We start from the raw sequence: 19,005 nt of genomic DNA, 5'->3' as shown, positions 1-19,005 counted from the left end.
AAACCGTTTCAATTTACCTTTTGCAGAACCAGTGTTTTGACTAATGGAATGCAGTTGTTGGCGATTTCCGGCCTGAGCGTCGAGAGCAGCCAGCTTCATCAACAAGGACTGTACTGGTTAGCCTGTGACGCCGCCGAAGACGCCTCCTTGCTATGCCGCCAGGTAGTCGAAGGCATGCCCGATAATGCCAGGGCAGCCCTGATCGCCGATGCGCAAGCCATGGATGACGTGCTGGGTGCGCTCGACGCGACGCGCGGTCCGGCCGAGCTGGCACTGTATGAGGCCAACTCGCAAGCCACCCGTTATCTGGTTGAAGACCTGCCTCGTCTTGATGCCCGTGGGCGTGTGCTGGTGCTGCTGGCACCGGCACACGCCTGGGCGGATACCGAAGTCGAGCACTGGTGCAATGCGCTGCGCCAGGCATTGTTGGCTGAAGCGGCGTTGCTGCTGGTCGTCAGTGGGGGGCAGAGCACTGCCTTGGTCGAGCGCCTGCGCGTTTTCAACCAGTGCCTCGATGGCCTGGGGCAGGTGTACCGCGGCAAAGGTGGGGTGCGCTACCTGCAGCATTTCTGGAGCAACCCGCTTGGCAAAACCGCCACCCGGGACATGGAGCTGACTCGGCTGAGCGCGGGCTTTGCCGTTGCTGCCGCGCCTCAGGCACCCAGCGACACCGGTGGTGACGAGTTGCTGTGCCTGGCCCAGCGCCCGGTACTGGAAGGCGCGCCAGCCTTCTCCGAACACTGGCAGGTCTGCGAAAGCTTTGAGGAACTGGGGGGCAAAGCCAGCCGTGCGGTGTCTGCCACGGTGATCTTTGCCATGGACGGTGGGCAGCGTCTGGATAGCCTGGCGCGCCAGCTGCACCACCTGCGGCAGTCGCGTGGCAACGCCTTGAAGCTGGTCGTGCGCGAAATGGCGTCGACCCTGCGTTATCAAGACGAACAGTTGCTGCTGGCTTGTGGTGCCAGCCAGATCGTGCCGTTCGGTGCCAGCTTGTCACGCTTCCTGACCATGGTAGAGAGCATCCAGGGTTACGTCTGGCGTCGACACCTGCCAACCGACTTCGACGCCTTGCTGGCACGCCTGCGGCCGCTGGCCATCTGCGGGTTGGTAGCGCCACGGGCGTTCGCCGATGCCGTGCAAAGCATGTGGCACGGGGTGCGCAACGGCGAAATCGTCCACCAGTTGCTGGTGTTGCGTCCGGCGCCTGGCCTGACCCCGCTGCAGGCTTGCTCGCGTACGGTATTCCGCCGTGATGGCGACATTGCCTGCGTGGTTGGCGAAGTGCTGTTCCTGTTCCTGTTCGCCTGCCGCTCCGAAGGGGTCGAGCAAGCGCTTGACCACATCTTCCAGCTGTCATGGAAAGAGCTGTTCATCAGCCAGGAGGTACTTGCCGGCGTCGACAGCCTGGCCACTCCGGCCTTCCTCGACAGCAACCTACCGCAGCCACCCCGCAGCGACACGGCGGCGCAACTGCCTGCACAGGCATGGTCGGCGCTGGCACCGCGCAAGGTTGGCCTGGCCAAGCGGGGTGGCGCATGAACTTCGTGCAACTGCTGCAGGTGGTCGGCATTACCGCACTCGTCACGCTGGGCCTGGCCTTGTTGCTAGTGCGCCTGTGTTCGGCATTACGTGGCGTGTTGCGCCGTCGCCTTCCCCCCCGTTACCTGAAACCGCTGGGCGTACGCCGCCGCGCTGCACGCCAGGAACCCCAGAATGACTAATACCACCATCACCCTCCCGGTACTGGCCCGCTGGCCTGGACTGGGAGGGTGGAACCTCTATTTTTTTGCAAAGTTTCTGCTGGTCGCGCTGGGCATGCTCGACTTCCAGGCGCTGCCGAACCTGTTGTTCGCTGCGTTTCTGCTTGTCCCTTTGCCGGGCAAGTGGCTGCGTATTGCCCGGCAACTGCTGGCGGTGCCAATCGGTATCGCGCTTTTCTACCAGGACACCTGGCTGCCACCCTTCAGCCGCCTGCTGGCGCAGCCGGGGGTGCTGGACTTCTCGTGGGACTATCTGCTCGAGCTGCTGGGCCGCTTCATCAACTGGAACCTGCTGGGGGCGCTGGCAATGTTGCTGGTGGGTTACCTGTACCTACGCCATTGGCTGCGCCTGAGCACCCTGAGCCTGCTGGGGTTGGCATGGCTGTCGGTCGGCGGCTTGCCGTCGCTGGTTGCAGGCCAGGCGCCCGGCGTGGCGGCGCGTACCGCAGCCGAACCCGCGCCTGCCACTGCAGCAGCCGACAATGCCACGCTCGACAGCTGGCTTGAGCGCTTCTTCGCCAGTGAGCGCGAGCGGGTGACGGCGTTCCCTGCCGTGAGTGCCGATGAGCAACCGTTCGACCTGCTGGTAATCAACATCTGCTCGCTGGCCTGGGATGACCTGTCCGCCGTGGGGCTGCGGGACAACCCACTGTTGTCGCGCATGGACGTGATCTTCGACCAGTTCAACTCGGCGACCTCCTACAGCGGCCCGGCCGCAATCCGTGTGCTGCGTGCCAGCTGTGGGCAGTCGTCGCACGCTGGCCTGTACCAACCGGCCCCGGAGCAGTGCCTGTTGTTCCAGAACCTGGCCCGGCTGGGTTTCCAGAGCAACACCTTGCTCAACCACAGCGGCCGGTTCGACAACTTCATCGGCGACATTACCCAGCAGCGCATGCCGCAACCGGGCATGCGCAATACCGACTTCCCACGGGCACTGGTGGGCTTCGACGGCTCGCCGATTGCCAGTGACCTGGATGTCTTGCGCCGTTGGTGGGGGCAACGCAAAGGCACCCCGGACGAACATGTGTCACTGTTCTACAACAGCATCAGCCTGCATGACGGCAACCGTATCGTCACCGCCGACGGCGGTACCCGCGTGGCCGACTATGCCACCCGCGCCAATCGCCTGTTTGGCGAACTTGGCACCTTCCTTGACGAACTGGAGGGCAGTGGCCGCCGCGTAGTGGTGGCCATTGTCCCTGAGCATGGGGCCGCGTTGCATGGTGATCGCATGCAGTTGTCGGGCATGCGCGAAATTCCCACGCCGTCGATTACCCATGTGCCGGTCGGCCTGAAGTTCATCGGCATGGGCCAGCCTGCCCGCAACGAGCCGCTGCGGGTCACTGCTGCCACCAGCTACCTGGCGCTGTCCGAGCTGATCTCGCGTGTGTATGCGGGCCTCGGCCAGCAGCAGGTGCTGGATGTGCCCGGCCTGCTGACCGACCTGCCAACCACCGAGCAGGTTGCCGAAACCTCTGGCGCACAGGTGCTGAATTACCAGGGGCGCGCCTACATGCGCCTGCAAGGCCAGCCTGACTGGCAGCCGATCCCCAAGGAGCGCCCATGATCACTGGCAAGGCAGACCCGTCCGACCGTAGCGACGATATTGCCCAGTTGCGCCAGCACCTGGACATGCCTGAGCTGAACTACCAGGACATCTCGATGCTGGTGGGCGTTCAGCAGGCCCTGCAGCGCTGGCCATTGCTGGGTGAAAGCTGCAGGGCCAGCAGCGACGATGCGCTGTACGCGGCTGTCACCCGGCGCGAGAGGGTCGCGCCATGACCAGCCTGGCTTTGCATGGGGTACGCGGAGGCCTGGGGCGCAGCGCCTTGCTGGCTGCATTGGGCTACGCGCTGCAGGGCGTGGGCGAACGGGTGCTGCTGATTGACCTGTGCCCCAGCAACTTGCTCGGGCTGCACTTCAACCTGCCGCTGGATACGTCCGAGGGCTGGGCGCTGGCCGAGCGGGAAGGGCGGCCGTTCAGCGATGCCGTGTACGAGGTGCTCGATGGCCTGTGCCTGCTGCCGTACGGCAACCTGCCTGGCGGTGCGCAGCACCGTGTGCCCGATGCGCAGTCATGGCCCGCTCGCCAGGTCGAGCTGGCCGAGCATTTCGACTGGCTGTTGTACGACCTGCCGCAATTGCCGGGCGATACCACCGGCAATGGCATCGAGACTGATGTACGGGTACTGGTGGCAGAAGCCGAAATGGCCAGCCACCTGCTGCTCGGGCGACGTCCGCTCGAGCACTTCGACATGCTGCTGGTCAACCGCTATGACCCGGCCAGCCGCTTGCAGAGCGACCTGTTGATGGTGTGGCGTGACTTGTTTCGTGATCGCTTGCCGATCCAGGTGGTCCATCGCGACGAAGCCTTCCTCGAAGCGCTGGCGTACAAGGCTCCCCTGGGTCTTTACGCACCGCAGAGCCTGGCCTGCCGGGATGTGCAAAGCCTGGCGGTGCGCTGTCTGACGAGGCGCCAGCCGTGACCCTGAACCCTCTGTCGGCCTATACCTGGTTCACTGTCCGTGGTGCGCGTCTGCCGGTCGCGTGGCTGTTCACCCTCGGCGTGTGGCTGGCCTTCCTGTTCCTGCGCCTGGAATCACCCGCCTGGCAGGCGCTGCTGGCCGAGCGCCAACGCCTGTACCCGCAGCTGGCGGGCAAGCGCCCGACCCTGGGTGACCCGCTGCGTCTGTTGATCCAGAGCCTGTGGTTGTTGCTGCGGCGCCAACCGCAGGTGCGTACAGCAAGGCCTGGCCGCCGCGCATTGGGCGCGGTGCGCATGCACCTGCGGGCGGCAGGCGGGGTGGCGCGCCACTACCGCGGCCTGCTGATCGATGCATTGCAACAGGTACCCGCGCGCTACCGCGCCAGTGCTTTCAAACACCAGGCCTCGGCACGCCTGCGCGGCCTGAGCGTGTTTGCCCGGCGGGCGTTCTATAGCGTGCTGACGGTATTCGCCCTCAGCCTCGCCCTGCTGTGCGTGACCGAACCGTTCGGCTACCTGGCGCAGCTGATGTTCATCTGCCTGCTGCTGGTCATCGCCTTGCTGGTGCGACACATGCCGGGGCGTTTCCCGACTTTGATGCTGATCGTGCTGTCGACCATTATCTCGTGCCGCTATCTGTGGTGGCGCTACACCTCGACCCTGAACTGGAACGACACCACCGACTTGGTATTCGGGGTGATCCTGTTGGCGGCAGAAACCTATTCGTGGTTCGTGCTGATCCTGGGTTACATCCAGACCAGCTGGCCATTGCAGCGCAAGCCGGCAAACCTCCCGGCCAACACCAGGCACTGGCCAACCGTCGATTTGCTGATCCCCACCTACAACGAAGACCTGTCAGTGGTGCGCACCACGGTAATGGCCGCGCTGGGCCTGGACTGGCCACGCGAGTGCCTGCGCATCTACATTCTCGATGATGGCCGCCGCGACGCGTTTCGTGCCTTTGCCGACGAAGTCGGGGTAGGGTATATCGTGCGGCCCGACAGCAAGCATGCCAAGGCCGGTAACCTCAATCATGCGCTGGGCGTGACCGACAGCGAGTTGATCGCCATCTTCGACTGCGACCATGTGCCGGTGCGCTCCTTCCTGCAACTGACCGTGGGCTGGTTCCTCAAGGACGCTAAACTGGCGCTGGTGCAGACACCGCACCATTTCTTCTCGCCTGACCCGTTCGAGCGCAACCTCGGTTCGTTCCGCCGCCGCCCCAACGAAGGGGAGCTGTTCTACGGCCTGATCCAGGACGGCAACGATATGTGGAACGCGGCGTTTTTCTGCGGCTCGTGTGCCGTGCTGCGCCGCACCGCGCTGGAGAGCATCGGTGGTTTTGCCGTCGAGACCGTGACCGAGGATGCCCACACCGCCCTGCGCCTGCATCGTCAAGGGTGGACATCAGCCTACCTGAGCATTCCGCAGGCTGCGGGCCTGGCCACTGAAAGCCTGTCGGCGCACATCGGCCAGCGCATTCGCTGGGCCCGTGGGATGGTGCAGATCTTCCGCACCGACAACCCGCTGTTCGGGCGTGGCCTTAGCCTGTTCCAGCGGGTGTGCTACGCCAACGCGATGCTGCACTTTCTGGCCGGCCTGCCGCGGCTGGTGTTCCTGACGGCGCCACTGGCGTTCCTGTTGCTGCATGCCTACATCATCTACGCACCGGCATTGATGATTCTGCTGTACGTGCTGCCACACATGATCCACGCCAGCCTGACCAACTCGCGCATGCAGGGCAGGTACCGACAAACCTTCTGGGGCGAGGTCTACGAGACCGTACTGGCCTGGTACATCGCCCGCCCAACCACGGTGGCGCTGTTCGCGCCGAAAAAAGGCACGTTCAACGTCACCGCCAAGGGCGGCTTGATGGAGCAGGAACAGTTCGACTGGCGAATCGCCCAACCTTACCTGTGGCTGGCGGCGCTCAACGTGGTGGGTCTGGGCTTTGCGGTGTGGCGCCTGGTCACCGGCCCGACGGCAGAAATCGGCACGGTGATCGTCAGCTCGCTGTGGGTGATCTACAACCTGCTGATTATCGGTGCCGCAGTTGCGGTGGCCGCCGAAGTGCGCCAGGTGCGCCGCGCCCATCGGGTGCAGATGCGCTTGCCGGCGGGGCTGATGCTTGCCAGCGGTCATGCCTACCCCTGCACCCTGGTCGACTACTCCGACGGCGGTATCGGCCTGCAGGTACAGCCCGGTCTGGAGCTGAAACCGGGGGAGCAGGTACGCCTGCTGCTCAACCGCGGCCAGCGCGAGTTCGCCTTCCAGGCGTGCGTCACCCGTACCGTCGGGCAACACGTGGGCCTGGTGTTCCGCGACCTCGCCCTGCAGCAGCGTATCGACCTGGTCCACTGCACCTTTGCCCGCGCCGATGCCTGGCTTGGCTGGAACGAGCAGCACGAGGTCGAGCGCCCGCTGCGCAGCCTGATCGATGTGTTGAAGCTGGGTGGCGTCGGTTACGTGCGCCTGGTCGAGCACATGCCGCCATGGCTGCGGGCGTGGTTGCGCCCGTTGCGTTCGCTGGCGTCGTGGCTGGCCAGCTACTGGCCCCGCACACCGCAGGCAATCCCTTCCATGAACCCTGTTGATCGAGACGCATGATGACTGGTTATCCCGCGCGTACCTGGGGCCTGGCGATGGCGCTGTTTACCGCCTTGTCGCAGAGCGCCGCTGCTGCTTCCGTAGCTCCGCTTGCCGAGCCTGCGGTACCCACACCCACGGTACCAAACTGGCAGGTTGCGAAAACCTTCGAGCAGCTTGGGCATGCGTCCGACAGCCTGCTGCTGGGGGTACGCAACAGTGAGCATATCGAGTTTGGCCTGCGTCGCGATCGCCTGGCCACCGATGCCAGCTTGCAACTGGACTACACGCCTTCGCCAGCCTTGCTGCCGAACCTGTCGCACTTGCGCGTCTACCTCAACGACGAGCTGATGGGCGTAGTTCCGGTGGAAAAGGAGCAGTTGGGCCAGCGTGTACGTCGCCAGCTGCCGTTGGACCCGAAACTGCTTGGCGACTTCAACCGGGTACGTCTGGAGTTTGTCGGGCACTATACCGATGTCTGCGAAGACCCGGCCCACAGCGGCCTGTGGCTTAACCTCAACCGCAAGAGCCAGGTACAGTTGCACGAGCAGGCGCTGGTGCTGGAAAACGACCTGGCGCATTTCCCGTTGCCGTTCTTCGATACCCGCGACACCGGCAAGGTAGTGCTGCCGGTGGTGTTCAGCGGCGTGCCGAGCCTGGGCGAGCAGCGTGCGGCGGCAATCCTGGCATCCTACTTCGGCAGCCAGGCCGGTTGGCGCAAGGCCAGCTTCCCTGTGTTGTACAACAACCTGCCGGCCCGTGGCGAAAAACCTGCACCGAGCATCGTGTTTGCCAGCAACGACCGTCGCCCGGCGTTCCTCGCCGATCTGCAGCAGTTCCCGCCAGTCGACGGCCCCGTGCTGCAGGTGATCGATCATCCGCACGACCGCTTCAGCAAAGTGCTGCTGGTGCTGGGCCGTAACGACGACGACCTGATCAAGGCCGCCTCGGCGCTGGCGGTCGGCAACAATCTGTTCCGTGGCGCGCGCGTCAAAGTGGAGCAGATGACCGCGTTGCAACCGCGTCAGCCCTACGATGCGCCGAACTGGACGCGCACCGACCGGCCGGTACGATTTGCCGAACTGCTGGATTACCCCGAGCAACTGCAAGTCAGCGGCCTGCAACCGCGGCCGGTGACACTGGAACTGAACCTGCCGCCCGACTTGTTCGTCTGGCGCAACCAGGGTATTCCGCTGCGCACCCTGTACCGCTATACGGCGCCAGCGGTGACCGACGAATCGCGCCTGAGCATCAGCGTCAACGATCAGTACATCACCAGCATGCCGCTGGTGGGCAATGACCGGCGCGGCGGTACCCTTGAGGAAATGCGCCTGGCAGTGCTGTCCGGTGACAACACTGCATTGAGCGAGAACTCGCTGGTGCCGGCGCTGAAGATTGGCGACCGCAACCGCCTGCGCTTCGACTTCAGCTTTGCCAGCACCTTGGGCAGCGCCCAGCGCGATCGCTGCCAGACCTCGCTGCCGGTGGACGTGCGTGCAGCGATCGACGACAACTCCACCATCGACCTTTCTGGTTACCACCATTACATCGCCATGCCCGACCTGCGTGCATTCGCCCGCAGTGGCTTCCCGTTCAGCCGCATGGCCGACCTGTCCGAGACGCTGGTCATCATGCCGGCCAAACCTACGGCGATGCAGGTCGGCACTTTGCTCGACACAGTTGGCGGGTTGGCCGGACAGATCGGTTACCCGGCGCTTGGCCTGCAATTGATCGACGACTGGCAACAGGTCGCAGCGGCAGACGCCGACTTGCTGCTGATCGGCAGCCTGCCCGAGGCCCTGCGCGACGCGCCCGACCTTGGCCTGTTGCTCAGCGCCCAGCGTGACTGGTTGCTGCAGGGCCGCAGCGCATCGTTGCCCGGTGGCCAGCGTTTCGATACTGAGCCGGTGGCTGCAAGCAGCCGCGTGGCGGTCAGCGCCCAGGCGCCGATTGCGGCCATCACCGGGCTGAAGTCGCCGTTCCACGAGCAGCGCAGTGTTGTGGCCTTGCTGGCCAACAGCGACAGCGATTACGCATTGCTGCGCGACATGCTTGGCGATGTAGGCAAGCTCGATGCGGTGGCGGGTTCGGTAACGCTGTTACGCAGCAGTGGCGTGAGCAGCCAGTTCGTCGGCGAGCACTACTTCGTGGGCGCGCTGCCATGGTGGCTGCTGCTGTGGTTCCACTTGTCCGAGCACCCTGTGTTGCTGGCGGTGATCGCGGCTGTTTGCGTGGTGCTGTTCGCCTTCTTGTTGTGGCGGGCACTGCGCTGGGCAGGCAAGCGCCGCTTGGGTGAGGCGGGGTGATGATGCGCCAGATGCTGGTAGGGCTGGTCGCCTTAGGCCTGCCCGTTTTCGCCAATGCCGGGTCGGTTTGCCCATGGCCTGCCTGGGAGCGGTTCAAGGCCGAGCTGGTGAGTGTGGATGGGCGGGTCATCGACCCGAGTGACGAGCGCCTGATCACCACCTCGGAAGGGCAGAGTTACGCGCTGTTCTTCGCCCTGGTAGGTAACGACCGGCAAACCTTCGCGCAGTTGCTGCGTTGGACCAGCAACAACCTCGCCGAGGGTGACCTGGCCCGGCATCTGCCTGCCTGGCTGTGGGGCCGTGACGGGCAGCAGCAGTGGCAGGTGCTGGACGCCAACAACGCCAGCGATGCCGATCTGTGGATCGCCTACAGCCTGCTGGAAGCAGGGCGGTTGTGGGACCAGCCGGCCTACACGCAACTGGGCCAGCACCTGCTGTGGCGTATCGCCGCGCAGACCGTGCGCAAGCTTCCAGGCCTTGGTGTGATGTTGCTGCCAGGTGACTACGGCTTCGAAGACGCCCAGGGTACCCGCCTGAACCCCAGCTACCTGCCGCTGCAGCTGCTCGACCGCTTCAGCGATGTGGACCCCTTGTGGGGTGAGCTGGCGGCCAACACGCGGCGTTTGTGGTTGGCATCGTCGCCAAAGGGTTTTGCCCCGGACTGGTTGCTGTGGACGCCGGCCGGAAAGCCAGCGGCAGACACGAAACATGGCAATGCCGGTGATTATGACGCCATTCGTGTGTACCTGTGGGTCGGCATGTTGGCCGAGGGGGCGGCGCAACGCCGCGAACTGGTGGCCCATTATGCGCCGATGGCGGCATTGACCCAGCGCCAGGGGCTACCTCCTGAGCACCTGGATGCACGCAGCGGTGAAGCCCGCGGCCATGGCCCGGCGGGTTTCTCTGCGGCCTTGCTGCCATTGCTTGCTGCCTCGCCAGAGCACGTGGCCGGCTTGGCGGCCCAGCGCCAGCGCTTGCGCGAACAGCCGGTCGAGGCCAAGGCGTATTACAGCCAGGTGCTGGCGCTGTTCGGCCAGGGCTTCGACGAGGCCCGTTACCGTTTTGACCCGCACGGCCGGCTGTTGCCGGCCTGGAGCGCGCCATGCAGCGAATGATCGGCGTGTTGATGCTGGCGGCAATAACCTGCCAGGCAGATGCGCAACCCAAGGATATCGATGAACAGCGCCAATGGCTGCTGGACCAGGTACGCCGCGGCGAAGCGCTGCACCGTGACGACCTGGTGCGCGATGCGCTGGGCCGTTTGCAGTTGCTTGAGCCGCGCAACCCGGACGTGTTGCTGGCGGCCTTGAGCCTGGCATTGCGCGAGAAGAACAGCAGTGAAGCCGAGCAGTTGAGTGCGCGGATCAGTGCCGTGGCGCCTGGCAGCCTGCAAGCACGTCAGGCCGCACGCCTGCTTGAGCTTCAACAACCGGCGCCTGCACGGCGCTTGCAGCAGGCGCGTCTGCTGGCAGTTACCGGCCGTAATGAAGAGGCGCTGGCGGTATACGAACAGTTGTTTGCCGGCGAACCACCCAGCCTTGAATTGGCCCTGGACTACTGGCGCGTGCGCGGCAATCTGCCAGGCCAACGCCCTGAGGCGATCCGCCAGTTGCAGCGGTTGGATCAGCAGTACCCGGGCAGCGCCGGGCTGCGCCAGACCCTGGCTGGTTGGTTGTTCGCCGAAAAGCGTGACCGCGAGGCCTTGGCCCTGCTCGATCAGCTGGCGCGAGACCCTGGTGCACGGGATGCCGCTGCCCAGCGCGAGTTCGACTACCTGTCCGGGCAAGCCGTGAGTGCCACCAGCGCGGCAGCCTGGCAAGCCTTTCTTCAGCGTTACCCGGCTTCGCCGTTGCTGGCACAGGCCAGCGAGACCTTGCAACAGCAGCGCAAGCTGCTGGCCGACCCGGCATGGCAGGCCGGTCAACGGGGTAAGGCATTGCTCGACAAGGGCCTTAATGCCGAAGCGGAAACGCAGCTGCGCCGCGCACTGCGCCAGTACCCGGGCGATGCCAGCCTGCATGGGGCCCTGGGTTATGCGTTGATGCGCCAGGGCCGCCATGAAGACGCCCATGCGGCGTTCCGCGCGGCGAGCGCCAAGGAGCAGGACACCTACTGGATCAGCCAATGGAAGGACCTGGAGTCGTCCAGCCAGTATTGGGCCCTGCTGAAGAAAGCCGAGCGGGCCCTGGAGGTGAAAGACGTGCGCGGTGCGCGCGCACTTTACCAGCAGGCTCGCCAGCAACGGCCAAAGGATGAATACGCGTTGCTGGGCCTGGCAGATGTCTCGCTGGCCGAGGGCGATGTGGCGGCTGCCGAGCGGCAGTACCTGCAGGTACGGCGTATGGCGCCGGATAACGAAAGTGCCGTGCGTGGCTTGATGCGCGTTTACCAGGCGCAGTCGCCAGGCAAGGCGCAGGCATACCTGGACAGCCTGCCACCACGGCAGCAGGCGCAGTTCGCCAGCCTGCGACGCAGCCTGGAACTTGCGCGGCTGCGCCAGCAAGGGGACGAAGCCCTGCAGCGCGAGGACTGGTCGACGGCCAGCCACGTGCTGGGCCAGGCTTCGGCCCTGGCCCCCGATGAGCCTTGGCTGGTGTATCAGCTGGCCAACAGTCTGCGTCACCAAGGGCGCACTGGCGAGGCCGACGCGGCATTTGCCAGGCTGGTGCAGCACCAGCCACGTGATCCGGCAACGCGCTATGCCAACGGCCTGTTCCTGGAGTCCAGCGACCGTGATGCCTTGGCTCTGGAAAGTCTGAGGGCGGTACCTCAGGCGACCTGGAGCGCGGACATGCACGCGCTGGAACAGCGTGTTCAGCGGCGTATGACCCTGGCCTCTGCGCAGCAGTTGCAGGCACAAGGCCGCAGTGCCGAGGCGACAGCCTTGCTTGAAGCCGGCCTGGCGCGTGGTGAAGGTAGCCCGGACGACTTGATGCTGTTGGCTGACTGGGCAGCAGCGCGTGGTGAACATGGCAAGGCGCGCAGCTATTACCAGCGTGTACTGGTCGTGCAGCCTGGGCGCCCTGATGCACGCCTTGGGGTGATGGAAAGCGCCGTGGCCGAAGGCAACCTGCAGCAGGCCCGGCACATGCTGGGCGTGAAGGTGCCACAATTTGCCGCTGATGACGGCAACGCCCAGCGGCGCCTGGCGGCGGTGTGGACCGCGCTGGGTGAACACGATCAGGCGGCCAGGCTGCTTGACCGGATTGCCGCGCAGCAGACGCGACCCGATCCGTTGTTGCGGCGCGACGCAGCCCGCCTGGTAGCGCAGGATGATCCTCAACGAGCACTGGACCTTTACGCGGCAGCGATGGCCGATGCGCAGTTGCTGGACCGTGCTGCCGTAGCGCCACGGGATGACCGTGCATTGACCCTGGCCAGCCGCGAGCAGGATGGCGACGACTGGCTGGCCCGCAGCCTGCGCAGTGATGTGGATGCCCTGTATCGCCAGCGCAATACCCATGTGACGCTGATGCATGACTACGGCTGGCGCGAGGATGACGGTACGCCCGGTACTTCGGAACTGAGTACCCAGTCGACCTTGTTGCATGTCGACACCCCTTGGCAGGAGGGCACCGCGTTTGCGCGAGTAGAGCGCATTGGCATGGATGCGGGGTCGTTCGAGCCGAACGATCAGGGAAGCTACACCCCCGACTTCGGCAGCTGCCAGTTTGTTGGCCAGACCGCTGACGGCAAAACACTGCCCGCGTGCACGGGGGGATCGCAGACTGCAAACGGCAGCCTGTTGGCGTTGGGTTGGCAGGGCAGCCGCTGGGCGTTCGACCTGGGCACCACCCAGGGCTATGCAATCAACAACTGGCTGGGCGGCGCAACGGTCAACGGTGACCTCGGGCAGGTTGGCTGGTCGCTGACCGCCTCGCGCCGGCCGATGAGCAATTCATTGCTGTCGTTCGCCGGCGCACGCGACCGCCCGACGGGCGTGCGCTGGGGCGGGGTCACTGCCAATGGCGCCACGCTCGGCCTGAGCTGGGACCAAGGTGGCGACAACGGGGTGTGGGCCAGCCTGGGGCACCATTGGCTGTACGGCGAAAACGTGGCCGACAACCAGCGGACCCGGGCCATGGCCGGCTTTTACCACCGCGTGGTGGAAAAGGCCGACGAGCGTGTACGTGTTGGCGTGACGCTGATGCACTGGCGCCATGACAAGGACCTGGGCGGCTACAGCCTGGGGCAGGGCGGTTACTACAGCCCGCAGCGCTACAGTTCGGTGGGCGTGCCGGTCAGTTATGCCTGGCGCAACTACGACTGGTCGCTGCTGCTGGAAGGTTCCGTCAGCTGGTCTCAGGCTCATAGTGGCAGTAGCCGCTTGTACCCGGACGCGCACATCAACCGCAAGGTACTGGCGAATTATGGCGTCGACTCCAACATCGATGCGATGACCGAAGCCAGCGACAGCAGCGGGTTGGGCTACCGCCTGCGCGGTCTGTTCGAACGGCGCCTAAGTGACCAGTGGGTACTGGGCGGCGGCTTCGACTGGCAGCATAGCGATGACTATGCGCCTAGCCATGGCATGCTCTACCTGCGCTACCTGTTCGAACCGTGGCGAGGCAACCTAGCCCTGCCGGTGACACCGCTGGAGCCTTCCAGCGAGTGGCGGTGACGGCAATCGCTGCGTTGCAAGGGGCGCGCCTGCACGGGGCGATGCGGGCCAAGGGTTGACACCAGGCACGCCGCCCCACCATTATCCAGCCATACCTACGCAACGGGCTTGCCAACATGTCCACATCCAACCACGCCATTTCCGCTTCGGGCTTCATCGCCCAGGCAGGCGCGTGCGTTGCCGTTGCCAAGAAATCCAAGAAACAGCCGCTCATCTGACCGAGGCGCGCTGTCTCGTCAGGTGGGCTGACGAGACAGAAGGCGCCAGGTATCCCTGCCACCACTTCCACTCTTCGCCCTGCTGACGCTGACTTTCGGTCAACATCAGGAGTTTTTGCATGTCGAATTTCCGTGGTATCTGGATCGCCCTCGTCACGCCAATGCGCGCCAATGAAATCGACTTCCCAGGCCTGGAAAAGCTGGTGAAGAAGCTGCTCGAAGACGGTGTGGCCGGTTTTGTAGTGTGCGGTACCACGGGTGAGGCAGCGGCGTTGTCCAAGGCCGAGCAACTGGCAGTGCTGGATGCCGTGCTGGCCTGGGTTGAGCCTGGCAGGATGGTGATGGGCCTGTCAGGTTACAACCTGCGTGAGTTGCTGGCCTTCCAGGCTGAAATCCAGCAGCGTGACATTGGCGGGCTGCTGGTGCCCGCACCTTGCTATATCCGCCCTTCGCAGGCCGGCATCGAAGCCTTCTTCGCCACCGTGGCCGATGCGGCCAGCGTGCCAGTGATCGTCTACGACATTCCCTACCGCACAGGCGTACGCATCGAACGTGAAACCCTGCGCCGTATCGTGCGCCATCCACGCATTGCAGCGGTGAAAGACTGTGGCGGTGACAGCGAGACGACCATGGCCCTGATCGAGGACGGCCACGCCCAGGTGCTGGCCGGTGAAGACCTGCAGATCTTCAACAACCTGTGCCTGGGTGGGGCAGGGGCCATTTCAGCCTCCGCACATGTGCGCGCCGACCTGTACGTACGCATGGTGCGGCAGGTTGACAGCGGTGATTGGGCTGCCGCGCGTGGTACGTTCTACCAGTTGCTGCCCTGGATCAAAGTGGCCTTTGCCGAGCCCAACCCGGCCGTGGTCAAGGCGGCATTGCAGCTGCAAAGCCTGATTGCAGACGAGCTGCGCGAGCCCATGCAGACGTGCACGAATACCACCCGAGACAAACTGCAAAGCGTGCTGTGTTCACTCGGCGCCTGAAGCGGCAACGGTTGATGGCGGGTTGACAAGCCGCCACACCCTTGGTTGGTTCGGGGTCGGCGGATGCCTCGCGAGCGGATTTCTGCCAGCAACGCGCTGAGACAGAGTATTGCCAGGGCCGCTTTGCGGCCCTGTCGCGACCCCAGGTTGCTCCTACGCTGGCTGGGTCGGCAGGCGCTTTTCCATCGGCTGATACACCAGCCCGGCAAACTCACCCACGTCGCCTGCCAGGGTGAAGCCGTAGCGTTGGTAGGCGGGTACAGAAGACAATGATGCCTTTACCGTCACCACCTCGGCGCTGGCATGCTCCAGTGCGGCGTTCATCAAACGCTTGCCTATGCCCTGGCGTTGCACGCCTGGTGCAATGAACAGCATCGCAATGTGACGGCCTTCCTTGAGCTCGATCAGCCCCGCGATAGCGCCTTCGACAAAACAGGCCAGCATGAGGTTGTCACCCTGCATGCGCTCGGCAAACGCCTGGGGTGCTGACACCTGGGTAAAGGTCTCGATACCTTGCGCCGACAGTGTGGGCGCGACTGCCTGCATGAAGGCATCCATGCACAAGGCGCAGGCTTGGGGGAGGTCGTCAGGGGTGAGCGTGCGTACTTGCATGGTAATCGTCCTTGTCGGGTGTCCTTCTGTTGCCCACTTTAACCTGTTACGGGTTCAAGGGCCGATGCGGTATCAAGCTGCCCTGGCAGCCCCCGGCTTGCGTTCGCAATCAGGATGTCTTCGAAGAATGCCCCGACAGGTTCGGTAGGGTGGCACAGCTGTATCTCCAGCACCCACACCACCTCGCTCGGGACAATCTCCACCTCGGCCAGCTTGTCCTGGCCGTACAACACATGCGGGAAGTCGGCGATGCGATGCCCGGCCAGGTTGCGCTCCAACTGCCAACCTTTGGCCTGGGCACTGCGCTCGGCAAAGTTATACAGTTCACGCCCGGTCAACCCGCGGCCCCAGGCCTGGCGGGTCTCGTCGAACACTTCATGCAGTGCCTTCACGCAGGCGTGGTGCAGGGCGTGCTGGCCAAACACGAAGGTATCGCCATAGTCACCTTCATAGCCATCCCATACCGGGCCAACGTCGACCACGACGATGTCCGTGGTACGTAACACGCGTTGAAGGTCAATGCCTTGCCGTGGCGTACGCACGGTATCGTCACCAAAACGGATGTAGGTGGGGTGCCAGGTGTGTGAGGCGCCCATCGCCTGAAGGGTATGCGCGGCCATCTCCAGTGCCTGGGCGGTGGTCATACCGACCTGCAGTTGGCTGGCAATGGCAGCCACGGCCCGCACCGACTGTTCGCGGGCCGCGAGCATGCCGTCCAGCGAATAACGTGGGCCGACCTTTTCCAGCTCAGGGTGCAGCGGGTTGGCTGAGGAAGCCTGCGTTGTCAGTGCACCGCTGGCGACAAAGGCCTCGGCGACAAAGCGATGGGGCGGTACCCCTGCTGCAAGGCATTGCTCGCGGGCCTGGCTGATCATCGTGGCATTGCCACAGGCATAGACCTGGGTTTCGCCCCAGCGATGCGTCTGGCTGAGCGCCACCTGCTGTATACGTGCCTGGGCCGAGAGCACCGGTTGCCAGCGAAAGTGCGGGTGCACACGGCTGGACACGTCGAGAAATTCGCGGTCATAGAAATCCGCCGGCGAAGAGCCGCCCCAATACAGCGTGACGTCGGCATCGCCGGCCAAGGCCGTCAGCAACAGCGGCTTTATGCCGGCGTAACCTGTGCCAGTGGCGAAAAGGATCAGCGGGCGTTGGTCATCGTGCTGCCAGGTACAGGCGCCCAGCGGGCCCTCGAGCTTTACCGTTGCACCTGCTTGCAGGGTGGGCAGCAAACCTTCAGTGAACAGGCCGCCGCTGACCTTGCGGATGTGAAACACCAGTTGCCCTTGTTCCCGGGCAGGCAGGTTGGCAATGGAGAAACAGCGGCTGTCGCCGTTGTCCAGCTGGAACCGCATGTACTGGCCCGCCCGCACCTCCAGCGGCTGAGCAGGCTGCAACACCAGCTCGACGATATCTGCGCTCAGCGCGCGCTTGCCAACCACCTGTGCCTGGGTTTCCAGTGCCGGGGCGTCCAGTGACCAGCCGGGTATTTCCAGGCGCATGTCGCTGCAGGCGTGGCTCTGGCACAGCAACATCTCGTCGGCGGCCAAGGGATAGGACGGCGGCGGTGTGTCCGCATCCCGCTGCTTGTCCTGATGCTGCCCTGAGACCACCTTGACCTTGCACGAGCCGCAGGCGCCGCGGCGGCAGGAAAAGGGTACCGGCAGGCCGCTGGCGAGCATGGCATCGAGCAGCAGCTCCTGGCTGGCTTCGAAGGTTTTGCCCGAGGGCGACAATTCAATGACGTGGCGGCTTTGCATGAGCACCTCGGGGCAAATGGAGGTTCGATTGTTGCTATAGTCCAGGACCAGCAGAACCTCCAGTTTTGGATATTTCATATGGTCCAGCTTCGTAAATGGCAGCCACTGCTCAGGCTCGATGGGGCACAGGCTTCGTACCGGCAGATCGTCGAAGGGCTGGTGGCCGCAATCAGCGAGGGTCGCCTGCGCCCTGGCACGCCGTTGCCGGGCACGCGGGAGATGGCGCAATTGCTGAACGTCAATCGCAAGACCGTGATCCTTGCTTATGAGGAAGCCGAAACCAAGGGCTGGCTGCAAAGCGTGCAACGCCGGGGCACCTTCGTCAGCCAGCAGCTGGCGCCTGGCACAGCGGCCGCTTCCGGTGCCGTGCGGCCTTTTGCCCTGGCGCTGCCAGAGGAACCTGCCGTTGCCTACTTCAAGGCGAACGAACAGGCTGTAGCGCAGCAAGGGCGGCCGGGGGCCTTGTTCTTCGACAACGGCGCCTGTGACCATCGCCTGCTGCCACAGGCTGTACTGCATCGCTATTACCGCAATGCCTTGCGCAGCAGCTTCACCAGCAACAGCGTTCGCCACGGCAGCGAGTGCAGCAGCCGCAATCTGCGCAGCGCCCTGGCCGACATGCTGCGGCACAACCGCAGCCTGAACGTTGGCGCCGAGCATATCTGCCTGACCCAGGGGGTGCAGATGTCGCTGTCCCTGGTGGCCAGTGTGTTGCTCAAGCCGGGTGACGTTGTGCTGGTCGAGCGCCTGAGTTACCCCCCTGCCTGGGAGATCTTCCGTCAGCTGGGTGCCCGCCTGGTGACCGTGGAGCTGGACCATGAGGGTTGCCGGGTCGACCAGCTCGATGCCCTGTGCCGGCAGCACAAGGTGCGGATGATGTACATAACGCCCCATCACCAGTTCCCGACCACGGTCAGCCTGCCAGCCGGGCGCAGGCAACAGCTGCTGGAGCTGGCGCGCCAGCATGCCTTTTGCGTGGTCGAAGAGGATTACGACTACGAATACCACTTTGCCGGGCGGCCCTATCTGCCTTTGGCCAGCGACCGCCAGCAGCGGCACGTGATTTACATTGGCTCACTGTCCAAGCCTTTGGGCAGCACGTTTCGTTGCAGCTATATCGTGGCACCGGTGGAAGTGACAACCGTGCTGGAACGCAGGGCGATGCTGACCCTGGGGCAGGGCGATGCAGTCATGCAGCAGATGTTGGCCGACCTGATCAATGATGGGGAACTGAAGAAGCACTTGCGCCGGGTCAACCGCGAGTACCGGCGCCGGCGCGAGACTTTGTTGGGGTGCTTGCGCGATGCGTTCGGCGAACAGATCAGCGTGCAGGCGCCAGAAGGTGGCCTGGCGCTGTGGGTGAGGTTTGCCGATGAGATCAACGTGGATCAGTTGGTCGACAAAGCGCTGGAACGGGACCTGGTGGTGCGCAGTGGGCGACAGTTTTCACCGTTTGGCCATGCCGAGAACGCCTTGCGCCTAGGGTTTGCTTCGCTGGATGCCGATGAGATCCGGCAGGCGACCCAACGCCTGGCAGACGCAGCTAAAGCGATTGGCAAGGCGCGGTAGCGGATGGCACGGGCTTCGCCCGTGTTCGCGGGCAAGCCCGCTCCCACAGTGATCGCGCTGGCCTCAGGATTTATGCAAAAGGGTTATGCCCTAAAGGGTTTC

The 19,005-nt window shown here is 64.4% G+C and carries 12 protein-coding genes and 1 pseudogene; 11 read left to right on the top strand and 2 right to left on the bottom strand.

Features of this window, described 5'->3' with window-relative positions:
- The first annotated feature begins 48 nt into the window (after positions 1 to 48).
- The 10 genes from LU682_RS17480 (at position 49) to dapA (ending at position 14,962) form a co-directional block, all read left to right on the top strand.
- Positions 49 to 1,539 carry a BcsE family c-di-GMP-binding protein gene (locus LU682_RS17480; RefSeq protein ID WP_060488877.1) on the top strand — a complete coding sequence of 497 codons (1,491 nt, stop codon included), beginning with the start codon at positions 49 to 51 and terminating at the stop codon, positions 1,537 to 1,539.
- The gene (bcsF, locus tag LU682_RS17475) at positions 1,536 to 1,721 is read left to right on the top strand and encodes a cellulose biosynthesis protein BcsF (protein ID WP_010953551.1); all 186 of its coding nucleotides are present in this window, start codon (positions 1,536 to 1,538) and stop codon (positions 1,719 to 1,721) included. The genes LU682_RS17480 and bcsF overlap by 4 nt, the downstream gene beginning before the upstream one ends.
- Positions 1,714 to 3,327 (top strand): cellulose biosynthesis protein BcsG, encoded by a 1,614-nt coding sequence (gene bcsG, locus LU682_RS17470; protein ID WP_010953552.1) that lies wholly within the window; start codon positions 1,714 to 1,716, stop codon positions 3,325 to 3,327. The genes bcsF and bcsG overlap by 8 nt, the downstream gene beginning before the upstream one ends.
- The gene (gene bcsR / locus LU682_RS17465; protein WP_010953553.1) at positions 3,324 to 3,542 is read left to right on the top strand and encodes a cellulose biosynthesis protein BcsR; all 219 of its coding nucleotides are present in this window, start codon (positions 3,324 to 3,326) and stop codon (positions 3,540 to 3,542) included. The genes bcsG and bcsR overlap by 4 nt, the downstream gene beginning before the upstream one ends.
- The gene (bcsQ, locus tag LU682_RS17460) at positions 3,539 to 4,246 is read left to right on the top strand and encodes a cellulose biosynthesis protein BcsQ (RefSeq protein ID WP_010953554.1); all 708 of its coding nucleotides are present in this window, start codon (positions 3,539 to 3,541) and stop codon (positions 4,244 to 4,246) included. The genes bcsR and bcsQ overlap by 4 nt, the downstream gene beginning before the upstream one ends.
- The gene (gene bcsA, locus LU682_RS17455; RefSeq protein ID WP_010953555.1) at positions 4,243 to 6,852 is read left to right on the top strand and encodes a UDP-forming cellulose synthase catalytic subunit; all 2,610 of its coding nucleotides are present in this window, start codon (positions 4,243 to 4,245) and stop codon (positions 6,850 to 6,852) included. The genes bcsQ and bcsA overlap by 4 nt, the downstream gene beginning before the upstream one ends.
- Entirely contained in the window at positions 6,849 to 9,137 is a 2,289-nt protein-coding gene (bcsB, locus tag LU682_RS17450) for a cellulose biosynthesis cyclic di-GMP-binding regulatory protein BcsB (RefSeq protein ID WP_060488879.1), read from the top strand. The genes bcsA and bcsB overlap by 4 nt, the downstream gene beginning before the upstream one ends.
- A complete protein-coding gene (gene bcsZ, locus LU682_RS17445) occupies positions 9,137 to 10,252 on the top strand; it encodes a cellulose synthase complex periplasmic endoglucanase BcsZ (RefSeq protein WP_049586287.1) in 1,116 nt (371 codons plus the stop codon). The genes bcsB and bcsZ overlap by 1 nt, the downstream gene beginning before the upstream one ends.
- Complete coding sequence (gene bcsC / locus LU682_RS17440) at positions 10,240 to 13,758, top strand: cellulose synthase complex outer membrane protein BcsC (protein WP_010953558.1); 3,519 nt, start codon at positions 10,240 to 10,242, stop codon at positions 13,756 to 13,758. The genes bcsZ and bcsC overlap by 13 nt, the downstream gene beginning before the upstream one ends.
- A 337-nt stretch (positions 13,759 to 14,095) precedes the next feature.
- Positions 14,096 to 14,962 carry a 4-hydroxy-tetrahydrodipicolinate synthase gene (gene dapA / locus LU682_RS17435; RefSeq protein ID WP_010953559.1) on the top strand — a complete coding sequence of 289 codons (867 nt, stop codon included), beginning with the start codon at positions 14,096 to 14,098 and terminating at the stop codon, positions 14,960 to 14,962.
- Between the two features lie 153 nt (positions 14,963 to 15,115).
- Here dapA and LU682_RS17430 read toward each other — a convergent pair whose 3' ends face one another.
- Positions 15,116 to 15,574 carry a GNAT family N-acetyltransferase gene (locus LU682_RS17430; protein ID WP_232885682.1) on the bottom strand — a complete coding sequence of 153 codons (459 nt, stop codon included), beginning with the start codon at positions 15,572 to 15,574 and terminating at the stop codon, positions 15,116 to 15,118.
- Between the two features lie 72 nt (positions 15,575 to 15,646).
- A pseudogene (locus LU682_RS17425) lies at positions 15,647 to 17,412 on the bottom strand (M24 family metallopeptidase).
- Here LU682_RS17425 and pdxR point away from each other — a divergent pair.
- A complete protein-coding gene (gene pdxR, locus LU682_RS17420; protein ID WP_010953562.1) occupies positions 17,413 to 18,903 on the top strand; it encodes a MocR-like pyridoxine biosynthesis transcription factor PdxR in 1,491 nt (496 codons plus the stop codon).
- Positions 18,904 to 19,005: the final 102 nt, after the last annotated feature.

Origin of the sequence: Pseudomonas alloputida (genome assembly GCF_021283545.2) — a bacterium.
In the GTDB taxonomy this organism is placed as follows: domain Bacteria; phylum Pseudomonadota; class Gammaproteobacteria; order Pseudomonadales; family Pseudomonadaceae; genus Aquipseudomonas; species Aquipseudomonas alloputida.
Note: the sequence above shows the minus strand (reverse complement) of the source record. Positions and strands in the feature narration are given on the sequence as shown.